The sequence below is a fragment of the Halobacteriovorax vibrionivorans genome (genome assembly GCF_003346865.1).
Taxonomy (GTDB): Bacteria; Bdellovibrionota; Bacteriovoracia; order Bacteriovoracales; family Bacteriovoracaceae; genus Halobacteriovorax_A; species Halobacteriovorax_A vibrionivorans.
In genome coordinates, this window is the sequence record NZ_QDKL01000004.1 from 98,723 (window position 1) to 110,122 (window position 11,400).

The window sequence follows — 11,400 nt, forward strand, 5'->3', positions numbered from 1 at the left end:
TATCGATTAATTTTCACGTTATTTGCTGTGAGAATTTTGTGGAATCTTACCACAACAAGTTCATATCATGTCATCATGCTACAAGTCAAAACAGTTCATTTTCATTAAAATATTTACACTCAAAATATTGATGAACCCTTTAATTATTTGATATTATGTGCATTTAAAGGACAAATTTTAGGCTTATTTACGGAGATTCAATGGCCAAATACGATTTAGATACTATTAGACACTCAAGCGCTCACCTTATGGCCCAAGCAATTTCAAGACTTTACCCAGATTCTAAAGTTCAATTTGGGGTTGGACCTGTTATTGAAAACGGTTTTTACTACGATATTTTAATGGATCAAACCCTTGGTGAAGATGATCTACCTAAAATAGAAGATATGATGAAAACCATCATTAAAGAGAAGCTTCCTATTGAAAGAAAGGTTATGAGTCGCTCTGAGGCTATCGATTTCTTTAAATCAGAAGGTCAAGATTTAAAAATAGAATTAGTAGAGGCCATACCTGAAGATGAAGAAGTTAGTTGTTACACTCAAGGTGAATTCATTGACTTATGTCGAGGACCACACGTTGAAAATACAGCAGATCTACCACAAGGCTTTAAATTACTAAGTATCGCAGGTGCATACTGGCGTGGTGATGAAAAGCGTGAAGTTATGCAAAGAATTTATGCAGCCTGCTTCATGGATCGCAAACAACTTAAGCAACACCTTATGATGCTTGAAGAAGCAAAAAAGCGTGACCATAGAAAATTAGGAAAAGAATTACAATTATTCCACTTTGAGCCAGTTGCTCCAGGTGCACCGTTTTTCATGCCTAAAGGTGCAATCATTGTAAATGAACTCACAAATTATATAAGAAGACTTTATCGTCTTTATGAATACGACGAAGTTATCACACCTCAAATCCTAGATAGTGAACTATGGCATACATCTGGTCACTACGAACATTATAAAGATGATATGTTCTTTTCTAAGATTGATGAGCGTGAGTATGCAGTAAAACCAATGAACTGCCCATGTCACATGCTAATGTATAAGCATTACAAGTATAGCTACCGTGACTTACCTCTTCGCTATGCTGACTTTGGCCGTCTACATAGAAATGAAAAAGCCGGGGCCCTTGCAGGTCTAACTCGCGTACGTTCATTCTGCCAAGATGACGCTCATATCTTCCTAGCACTTGAGCAGGTTCAAGAAGAAATTCAAAAGACAATGAAGATGATCTTCACTGCTTATGAATTATTTGGTTTTGATGACATTACAGTTAACTTATCAACTCGTCCTGAAAAGAAGGCCGGGGATGATAAGACATGGGATATAGCAGAGAATGCTCTTGAAGAAGCTTTAAAGAACTCTGGACATAAATACGTTATCAAAGAAGGTGACGGCGCATTTTATGGACCAAAGATCGATATTGAAGTAGCAGATGCAATTGGGCGAAAGTGGCAATTGGGTACGATTCAACTTGATTTCCAACTACCAGACCGATTTGACTTGAAATTTACAACAAGTGATGGCGGCGAAGAAAGACCAGTTGTAATCCACCGTGCCCTACTAGGATCTCTTGAAAGATTCTTTGGTGTATTCACAGAACACGTTGCTGGTGCATTCCCTTTTTGGATGGCACCAGAGCAAATTGTAATCGTTCCTGTAAATGAAGATGCGCATGGACAAGCAGCTAAAGAGCTTAAAGACATGCTCTTTGCTGAAGGTTATCGTGTAAGAGTTGATGATAGAAATGAAACAATGGGATACAAGACTCGCCAAATTCAAAAAGCAAAAGTTCCATTTATGTTTGTTCTTGGTGATCGTGAAATTGAAAACAAAGCTGTTTCAGTTCGTAAGCATGGTTCAAAGAAGTCATTTAACTGGTCTCATGAAGAGATGCTAGAAAAATTAAAAATGCTTGATAGCGAAAAATACCCTAAGGCATAAGCCTTAGGGGTCTTTTATATTTATTAAAGAGAAGGTTCCATGGAAAGGAAGAACGTCTTAATCATCTGCGGAGGTGGCTCCTCAGAACATGAAGTTTCATTGAGGTCAGCTCAATATATTAAAGACCAAGTGAGTCTCATAAAAGAACTCAATCCAATCGTTGTTGAAATGGACAAGGATGCTAATCTAACCCTTAACGGAAATAAAGTTAGCTTAAACGGACAAATTTTAGAAACAGCAACTGAGCGCCCTTATATCAATTACGTTATTCCAGTCATACACGGCCCTCCTGGCGAAACAGGTGAAATTCAATGCTATCTAGAGATGCATAAGCTTCCTTATTTAGGACCTCGTCATGAAGGCAGTAGTATTTGTTTTAATAAAGTCACAACAAAGTTGTGGTTTGATCTGCTGGGGATAAACAATGCTCCATGGAAAGCAATACACAGAGGTCTTCCTTTTGAGTTATCAGAAATCAAAGAGTTCTTTAAAGAATCAAATAATGATGTCTTTATAAAGGCTGCTAGCCAAGGATCATCTGTTGGTTGCTATCACGTTACAAAGTCTAGTGAAATTGAAACAAAACTTAATGAAGCGTTAAAATATAGTGACGATGTGCTCATAGAAAAAACGCTCAAAGGCAGAGAGCTTGAAATTGCTGTATTTGAACAAGATGGAAACCTCCATGCATCAAGGCCAGGCGAAATTATAAATGATGATGATAAGTTCTATGATTATCAACAAAAATATAGTGATGATTCTCACGCTAAAACATTAGTTGAAGCTCAAGACCTAACAAGTGAACAAATTGCTAAGATGCAAAATATCGCTAAAACAGCATTTAAGTGTCTTAAGCTTAGACATTTATCAAGAATTGATTTCTTCTTAAGTGATGGAGAAATATACTTAAATGAGATTAATACATTTCCTGGTATGACAAGTATTTCGATGTTTCCGAAGATGCTAGAAAATACTGGACTGAAATTTAGTGATTTTTTAAAAGAGAAAATACTTAAAGAAACGAGATAATTAAATCAAGGTTAATATATGGAAGTAAAACTAATAAGTAATAAAAGTCATGAACACGCAAAGAAGAAATTATCATCTATGTATCAAGATAATTTCACCCCTGCAGAAAAGAAGGAATATATTCCTGCACATAATTTTTCTCAAGGGCCCTACTTTGCAATGGAAACGGATAAAGAAGGTCAACCTGAATACTTATTAGATGCTGCATCACAAATTGCAACCTTAGGACTAGGCTTTAATGCAACTCCACTCTTTGGAACATTAATGCACCAGAGTGCCTGGACAGGAAATTATCAAGATTCAACATTTTTAGAGATTGCGCATTCTTTTGAAAAGCTACTTCAAAGAAAGGCTTCAAATAAGAAGTTAAAGGCCGTTTATGTTAATTCAGGAGCTGAGGCCAATGAAACAGCACTTATAATGGCCTATAAAAGCAGATACAACAAAGATGCAAAGAAGATTATGGCCTTTGAAGGTAGTTTCCATGGACGTTTTCTCTCAACTCTTTTTTCAACATGGAACCCTGCTAAAAGAGAACCATATCAAATTCCAGGACATGAAACGACTTTCATTAAATACCCGGAAACAAAGAGCGACAACTTTATCCTTCAACTAGATAATGAATGGTTAAAGCTTTGGGAAAACCCATACGCAAAAGACTTTGATACAAAATTAGATAAATTTAAATCAAATGCTGATGACTTACTAAAAAGTGAAATTGACTCACTAGAAGAGTTAAAACAAACATTCCAAAGCGGTGAACATTTTGCAATTCTAGTAGAACCAATGCAATGTGAAGGTGGAGACCGCTACTCGACAAATCGTTTCCACAATGCACTTAACCTACTTGCAAAGTCATATAAAGTAGCTGTCATCTATGATGAAGTGCAGACAGGTTTTCACCTAGGACTGGACTTCTTCTGGCATCGTACATTTAACCTTAAAGACTCTCAAGGAAATCAACTCAATCCAGAATTCATCACTTGTGCTAAAAAGGCACAAAGTGGAATTGTCTTAACAGAAAATCCACTATGGCTTAATAATGAATTCCAAACATCTTCAGTAATTCGTGGCTACTATCAGGCGATAGCTCTTGACCAAAATCGACTTAAGATTAAAGAGATCCAGGATTATACAAAGGAAAAGCTATCTAAACTAGTAAGTGAATGGGAACAATTATCTGCTCCACGTTGCTTTGGACTTGCATTTGCTTTTGACTTATCAAACAAAGACGATATTCCTGCATTTATTAAAAACAGATTTGACCTAGGTCTTCTCTACTATCAAGCAGGTGAAAACACGCTAAGATTTAGATTAAATACTGCATGGACATTTACTGATATTGACTACTTATTTAATGCTATTGATGAGATTGCTAAACGTGTTTATAAGGGTGAACATAATCAGATCGAATTCAAAACGAAGAAAGAAGTTAATATCCAAAATGAATATAAGTGGCATGAACAACTTATTAAATCTCTACAAGGTAAACTTGATACAAAAGAAGCAAAAAGTTTCTCAAATGAATTCTTCAAGGACACTTTCAACGCTACCCTGATTGATATTGATAAGGATAACTTCAAAAAGTATAAAGGCCAAATTGAAGAGATACAAAAAGCTATCTATGAACCAACAAGACAAACAGAGATAGAGAAGTTTGAGAAAATAGCGAAATGCGATGACTCTCTGGCCATAGGGCTTCTCTCTGAAGATGAAGAATTAATAGGTATTTCTTTTGCAGGAAAAATCTCACACTTTCCACACGAAAGTGGACTAAGACTATTAAAACACTTCAATAATCCAAAAGCACTTTATATGCTAGATACAACGATTGTAAAAAAGCGCCAAACAAACGGCATGGGAAAATATCTAAAGTATGCCCTTTCAACAATTGCAGCATCTTCAGGCTTTGAATATATTTATGGAAGAAATAGAGATATTCACGCAGGCGCCATGCTTTCAATAAATTGCTCACTTGGTGCAATTATTGAGACCATTCTTGAAGAAAACTATCTAGATGATGTAGATTTTAGAGATGTCATCATTTACCGTCAAAACCTTAAGTGGAATAACGAAAATGTAAAACTATCATCTTCACCTATATTAAACACTCCCTCATTTAATGATATGGGAACATTAGTTAACAAAGTATGCCTATCTAATTTTATTGATGAAAGCTTCATGAGTAATATGAAACACTTCAAAGCCATTGCGCCAAAAGAGCTCCAACATTTCTTTAGTGCTAGTGGACATAGCGAGTGTGTGGATAAGATATATAAATCAATTCTAATAAAGAACGGAAAAAAGAGAACAAAAGTACTTTCTCTTGATAATGACTATTTTGGTAAACAAAGTTTTATGTCAGCGACACTATCAGGAAAAATAGACTTCTATCCAAATGCTAAGGCGCAAAGCTTAGCGGATCTAAAAGAAGAACTTGATAAGGGAGAATACCTTGCTCTTTTCATTGGTGATCGTCTAGAAGAGTTTTCGACACAAGAGCTTAATGAAATAATTGAATATTCTCACAAAAATGCAACAAAAGTTGTATTTAACGAGAGTGTTTATTTTCATAAGAACAAAAAAATGCTTAGTGCTGAAAACGGGATTACTCCAGATGCGAGCTATATCCACTTTGGAGGTCAGATAGGACTTTGCATGTTAAAAGATGAAGTCTATGAATCAAAGCCATTGATGATGATTTCTACTTGGGATGGAGATGCATATGCCCTGGCCCAAGCCTATCAATACTTAACATCAAACACACCTAAGAAAGAATTCAAATGTTTTGAGGACATCTCTTATGAATTTGGCCTTAAGGCACCAAGCGACTTTGGCAACTCAGGAAAATGGTTCTTCACATGTTAACAGACTTAAATCTACCAATATTTAAGTATGAGAGTTCTAACCCATACGAAAATGGACTACAACATGGGAAGGCTTACAAAGAGGCAATCAAAGAACTTGTTAAAATTAGAACAAACTTACTTTTAAAGAGGTCTCCTCACCTAGAAAATAAACTAGATGAATTCGCAAAAGAACAATTTCGTTTTACGAAAGATTTCTCAAATGATTTGGCCCTTGAGCTAGAAGGAATAGCAGAAGGGAGTGAATGCTCATTAACAGACATTATCATCTTAAATAATTATACAGACTTTCGTGATATCCAATTACCAGATGAAGGATGCACTGCAATCTCTTATATCGGAGATGATATAAGCCTCGCAGGCCAAACTTGGGATATGCACCAAAGCGCAAAGAACTACTTGATGATAATTGAGGTTCACAATGAATCAACGCAAACAAAAGAAATAATCTACACAGTATGTGGCTGCCTCGGGCTTATGGCAATGAATAGCTACGCTCAATTTGTTGGTGTCAATAATATAAATGTGGTGGATGGTGAAAACGGTATTATCTGGCCTGCATTGATAAGAAAGTTGTCGACATTAAAGAATCAAAAAGAAGTAATCGATACCCTAATGAATGCAAAAGTTACTTCAGGTCATAATTATTTAATAAGTGATGGCAGTAATGCCTACAATTATGAAATCACTCCTACTGTTAAAGAGATTGTGCCTCCACAATCTGAAGAAATAATCTTTCATACAAATCATTGCCTTAATGAGAGAATCATAAGTGTTGAAGACAAGAAAAATATAAGTAAAACAACACATAAGCGATATGAACTTGCAAAGAAATACGCAAAACAAATTACAACAGAGAAGGCCATGTTTGACTTTTTAACATCTCATGATGGCCACCCTATTTCAATTTGTTCACACTTTAGCCCAGAAGGTGCCAACGATCCTTCACAAACTTGTGGTGGAGCACTCTATAATTATAAAACACAAATGCTAAAAATATGGCGAGGCTGTCGAGAATACGATGACAATTATCGCTACGTAGAAATACCTCTACCACTTGTGGATACGAAATAGGTCACAAGAAAAAAAGTGAGATTAAAATGGGGCATCGAAAATATTTTCATACTTGGTCAAATCAAAATAACCCCAAAGTAATTGAGCTAAAAGACACTTTCGAATGGGGTTATATAACTCCAAGTGATGATAAAATATTTGATCTTTCATCAGGAAGTTACCATCAATCATTTGGTCTTAAAAATAAACAATTAATCGATGCCTTAATCCATCAGCTTAATGAAATCCCAATGGCCATACCTAAAACGGAATTCACTTTAAAAACTGAAGTGTCACAGAAGCTAGTTGATAGAATTGGTTTTGATGGACGTATTTTCTACACCCTTTCAGGGGCAGAGTCCAATGAGAATGCCCTAAAGATGGTAAGGCAATTTACTAAAAGAGAAATTATTCTTTCTTGTGAGAATTCATATCACGGAGCAACTTCTGGCTCACTTGCCCTTTCTGGTGATTGGCGTAGAGATGCATTAGGAACGTCCGCTCCAGGACAGGCCTTTATCCCTAATTTTTATAATGATCCTGACCTAGAAAAAACGAAAAAGATAATTAAAGATATTGGCGCAGATAATATTGCAGCAATTTGCCTTGAGACTATCACCGGTGGAAATGGTGTCTATATTCCTCCAGAGTCTTATTATATTGAACTAGAAAAAGTATGTCGCACCAATGATATAAAAATAATTCTAGATGAAGTAATTTGTGGTTTCGGTAGAACAGGAAAAGACTTTGGTTTTCAAAATTATCCAATTAAGCCTGACTTTATTACATTTGCAAAATCTATATCAGGTGGATATTTTCCGTTTGGCGCAACATTTGTTTCTGAAGATATTGCATCTTTCTTTGACAGTGAGGTTCTATCTTGTGGACTGACTAATGCCTCCCATCCAATTGGCCTTCGCCTTTTAGATGAAGTTCTAAATCTTACAAAAGATGCTAACTTCCAAAATACTTTAAAAGAAAATATTAATCTTTTGAGTCACTTCAAAGATAAACTTATAAAACTAGATTCGGTCTCAGAAGTTAGAAGTATTGGAATGCTAATGGCAATTGAACTCAATACAAATGAAGACATGAGAGTATTTTGGGAGAATTGTTTAAATAATGGTTTATATATCAATACAACTAGGAATATGATTATTTTATGTCCCTACCTTAACTACCCTAATGACCTTCTAGAAGATTGTTTAGAGAAACTTTTAAATATAATACAAAATAAATAAGGAAGCTTATGTATAGTAAAATATATGACAATGCCAAAGAGGCCTTAAGTGATATCACAGATGGAAGTACTATTATGAGTGGTGGATTTGGCCTATGTGGTATTCCAGAAAACTCAATTAACTACTTGTCCACAACAAACCTCAAAGACCTAAAAGTTGTTTCAAATAATATTGGAAACTCAGGAAGAGGCCTAGTAAAACTTTTAAAAAAGAATATGATCTCTAAAGGATATTGTAGTTACGTAGGAGGGAATCCTGACCTTGAAGAGGCCATGTTATCTGGAAAAATTGAAATTGAACTGATCCCACAAGGTACGTTAAGCGAAAGAATCCGTGCCGCAGGCATGGGTATTCGAGCTTTTTATACACCAACAGGATATGGTACAGAAGTCGCAGAAGGAAAAGATATTAAAGAATTTGATCGGCCATGTATTTTAGAGCATGCGCTTCATGCAGACTTTGCAATAATCAAAGCCCAAAAGGCCGATCCATATGGAAACCTCTGGTTCAAAGAAACTGCTAGAAACTTCTCTCCCCTAATGGCAATGGCAGCAAAGACGACGATTGTAGAAGTTGAAGAGATTGTTGCTCTTGGAGATATAAGGCCTGAGGATGTCCATATTCCAGGAGTCTTCGTTCAACGTGTATATCTTGGAAGTAATTATGAGAATGCAATAGAGTTCTTAAAGGTTAAGGAGTAGATCATGTGGACAAAAGAAGAAATGGCAAAACAAGTTATTAAGCTCTTTGATAAGAATTCAACAATCAATTTAGGAATTGGTCTTCCAACGATTATCCCAGATCAACTACCTAAGGATCACCCATTTATTATTCATAGTGAAAATGGCGTTCTTGGAGTTGGAGACTCTCCATTAAAAGACAATGTTTCGGCCACTCTTATTAATGCTGGAAAAGAAACTATTACTGTAGAAAAAGGAGCAAGCTTTTTTGATAGTTCAATGAGTTTTGGAATGATACGTGGAGGACATATAGACTTCTGTGTCTTGGGTGGTATGGAAGTTGATATTGAAGGTTCACTTGCAAATTGGAAAATACCAGGAAAGAAAATCACTGGTATGGGTGGCGCAATGGATCTAGTAAATGGTGCTAAGAATTTAATCGTTATGATGAAACATTATAGTAAGTCAGGAAAGCCAAAACTTCTTCCATTATGCGAACTTCCGTTAACAGGAAAGAATGTCGTTCACTATGTAGTAACAGACTACGGTAGCTTTAAAATTGAAAAGAAAAAGTTTAAAGCTTTAGAACTAGCTTCTAATGTAACAATTGAAAGTCTTAATAAGGATTTTTCTTCAGATATTTTTATTGAATAAATTAGATAAAAAAAGAGGGCCCTGCAACTGGCCCTCCAATTTTTCGGCTTCATGCCTATCTCTTGCTACGACATCCTGTCGACAATTAAATTATAACGCACAATAATGAAAAAATCAGAAAAAAAATAAATGGGTAAACATTTCCATTTACCATAAAGGAAGTTTATAATTAGACGTGATCACACAAACTTAAGAGGAATAGATGAGTATTTTCAACAGGAATAAACATAAGCAAACTTTTACTTATTTTATACCAACTCCACCACAGCGCTCGACACCATATCAAGAACAGGCCTTTGACCTAGTTACGAAGACACTAAACAGGAAAAATATTCCATTTAATATCAAACATACGGCAGTAAATGAAAGAGGATTATGGATTATCATTGAGCTATTTGGAAAAGAAGAGAATCTAACAAAGATTATTTCTGATTTAAAAGAAACAATTAGCACTAATATAAAAAAGAATGAAAATGATGATTTAGAAATTTACTACGAAGAACATGAAGAGTTTCATAAAAATGAGAATTACAAAGCATAGAAAAAAATTCACTTTAATTCTCTCACTAGTAAGCTTCTTTTTTTTAATAGGCTGTTCAGAGGTTGAAAAGAAGTTAAACGATACACAAAGTTTAAATACGGTCTGTCCAATAATAGAGTCAAAATCAAATTATCTTTTGGAAAACCCACGAAATATCTCAGAGGCCCAGAAATTGATTAGTGCTAAGAGTAACTCTTCACAATATCGAAATCAGATACTAAATTTTAGTTTGGCCCAACTCTATCTTTCGCCACACTCTACAAATTTAAATTCACATACTCTATTCTTTGCAAAGATTAATGGTAAAGAAATTTTTATCAACAGTATTCCAGATGAGACTTACGAGTTCTCATTTATAGCTGCACTAAATGAGTTGGCACAACAATTAAAAAAGCCAATCTCTTTAAAATCACGACTGAATTTAGTAGAAAAAAATATAAGTGAATACGTCTATGCTTCAAGATCATTAGAAGAATTCATTAAAAACAACCAGGCCCAATTATTCAAATCAAAACCATTGAAAAAAATGTATTTTAGAGGAGCACAGGGAATAAGAGAGAACGAACTCTTTCGTCGTCTTGACTACTTAAAAGACTATAATCTTTTAAAACGAAAAGCTTCTCCAACAAAGAATAAAACAAACTTGACCTCTGCTCACCTCTTTACAAGAGATAATTATAGCTGCTCATTTGATTCTAAAGTGTTTAATGCTGATATTATGATCTTAAAGAAACCAGAAAAAGCTTATCATAATATATTCTCACACTATAAAGACAAGAATAATTATATTATTGGTGTTACTTCATCTGTTCCTAAAGTAGACAATTCAATTAACGAATTTCTTTTTCAAAAATCCAACAATGACAGCTACACTGCTGCATGTATGACAAAGGACCAACGTAACCATTCTATTTTCTTGTTTATGAATGGCATAACTTATAATGCCCAGGTTCTAAACCGACTAATAAACTCACACTCACAAGTCACAAATGCAAAAGACTTTATGGATACAAAAAGATCATTAATGCTGACTAATCCAAAAAGAAAAGTCTCTGAAATCTATGGTATAAATCGTGTTAAAAATGATAAAGAGGCCCAATACTACATACCAAGCCTTGGGAGGCTCACAATTTTAGAGCAAGGTGAGTTCCTTAGCACTTTCAATGACCCAAGAAACAAGCAATTAAAATGCAATTGATAACTTTATATGGACAAGCATCCAATAAGAAATGGATTATTGAAGTTAACGATAAGGCTTCATTGGACTTAACTATACTAGAATTTTTAAGATCGCATAACTTTCCAATCGCCTCTAGTTGTGACGGCGAGAAAGTCTGTCAATTATGTACCATTAACGAAGGACTTCTCGCTTGCAATGTACTGGTAAAAGAT

Annotated in this window: 9 protein-coding genes; all 9 read left to right on the forward strand. The window is 35.1% G+C overall.

Features of this window, described 5'->3' with window-relative positions:
* Positions 1–200 precede the first annotated feature (200 nt).
* The 9 genes from thrS (at position 201) to DAY19_RS14975 (ending at position 11,206) form a co-directional block, all read left to right on the forward strand.
* The gene (thrS, locus tag DAY19_RS14935; RefSeq protein ID WP_115363914.1) at positions 201–1,943 is read left to right on the forward strand and encodes a threonine--tRNA ligase; all 1,743 of its coding nucleotides are present in this window, start codon (positions 201–203) and stop codon (positions 1,941–1,943) included.
* 39 nt (positions 1,944–1,982) lie between these two features.
* A complete protein-coding gene (locus DAY19_RS14940) occupies positions 1,983–2,972 on the forward strand; it encodes a D-alanine--D-alanine ligase (RefSeq protein ID WP_115363916.1) in 990 nt (329 codons plus the stop codon).
* Between the two features lie 18 nt (positions 2,973–2,990).
* Positions 2,991–5,840 (forward strand): aminotransferase class III-fold pyridoxal phosphate-dependent enzyme, encoded by a 2,850-nt coding sequence (locus tag DAY19_RS14945; RefSeq protein ID WP_115363918.1) that lies wholly within the window; start codon positions 2,991–2,993, stop codon positions 5,838–5,840.
* Positions 5,834–6,913 (forward strand): C45 family autoproteolytic acyltransferase/hydolase, encoded by a 1,080-nt coding sequence (locus DAY19_RS14950; RefSeq protein ID WP_158536931.1) that lies wholly within the window; start codon positions 5,834–5,836, stop codon positions 6,911–6,913. Before DAY19_RS14945 ends, DAY19_RS14950 begins: the two co-directional genes overlap by 7 nt.
* A gap of 26 nt (positions 6,914–6,939) precedes the next feature.
* Positions 6,940–8,133 carry an aminotransferase class III-fold pyridoxal phosphate-dependent enzyme gene (locus DAY19_RS14955; protein WP_115363921.1) on the forward strand — a complete coding sequence of 398 codons (1,194 nt, stop codon included), beginning with the start codon at positions 6,940–6,942 and terminating at the stop codon, positions 8,131–8,133.
* An 8-nt stretch (positions 8,134–8,141) separates the two neighbouring features.
* A complete protein-coding gene (locus DAY19_RS14960) occupies positions 8,142–8,834 on the forward strand; it encodes a CoA transferase subunit A (RefSeq protein WP_115363923.1) in 693 nt (230 codons plus the stop codon).
* A 3-nt stretch (positions 8,835–8,837) separates the two neighbouring features.
* Positions 8,838–9,467, forward strand: coding sequence for a 3-oxoacid CoA-transferase subunit B (locus DAY19_RS14965; protein WP_233500287.1), 630 nt, complete (start codon positions 8,838–8,840; stop codon positions 9,465–9,467).
* A gap of 202 nt (positions 9,468–9,669) precedes the next feature.
* Positions 9,670–10,008 carry a hypothetical protein gene (locus tag DAY19_RS14970; protein WP_115363927.1) on the forward strand — a complete coding sequence of 113 codons (339 nt, stop codon included), beginning with the start codon at positions 9,670–9,672 and terminating at the stop codon, positions 10,006–10,008.
* Entirely contained in the window at positions 9,989–11,206 is a 1,218-nt protein-coding gene (locus tag DAY19_RS14975) for a hypothetical protein (protein WP_115363929.1), read from the forward strand. The genes DAY19_RS14970 and DAY19_RS14975 overlap by 20 nt, the downstream gene beginning before the upstream one ends.
* Positions 11,207–11,400: the final 194 nt, after the last annotated feature.

Coding starts and splice junctions, on each gene's coding strand:
- DAY19_RS14945 (WP_115363918.1), top strand. CDS start 2,991: ATGGAAGTAAAACTAATAAGTAATAAAAGTCATGAACACGCAAAGAAG.
- DAY19_RS14960 (WP_115363923.1), top strand. CDS start 8,142: ATGTATAGTAAAATATATGACAATGCCAAAGAGGCCTTAAGTGATATC.
- DAY19_RS14965 (WP_233500287.1), top strand. CDS start 8,838: ATGTGGACAAAAGAAGAAATGGCAAAACAAGTTATTAAGCTCTTTGAT.
- DAY19_RS14940 (WP_115363916.1), top strand. CDS start 1,983: ATGGAAAGGAAGAACGTCTTAATCATCTGCGGAGGTGGCTCCTCAGAA.
- thrS (WP_115363914.1), top strand. CDS start 201: ATGGCCAAATACGATTTAGATACTATTAGACACTCAAGCGCTCACCTT.
- DAY19_RS14950 (WP_158536931.1), top strand. CDS start 5,834: ATGTTAACAGACTTAAATCTACCAATATTTAAGTATGAGAGTTCTAAC.
- DAY19_RS14975 (WP_115363929.1), top strand. CDS start 9,989: ATGAGAATTACAAAGCATAGAAAAAAATTCACTTTAATTCTCTCACTA.
- DAY19_RS14955 (WP_115363921.1), top strand. CDS start 6,940: ATGGGGCATCGAAAATATTTTCATACTTGGTCAAATCAAAATAACCCC.
- DAY19_RS14970 (WP_115363927.1), top strand. CDS start 9,670: ATGAGTATTTTCAACAGGAATAAACATAAGCAAACTTTTACTTATTTT.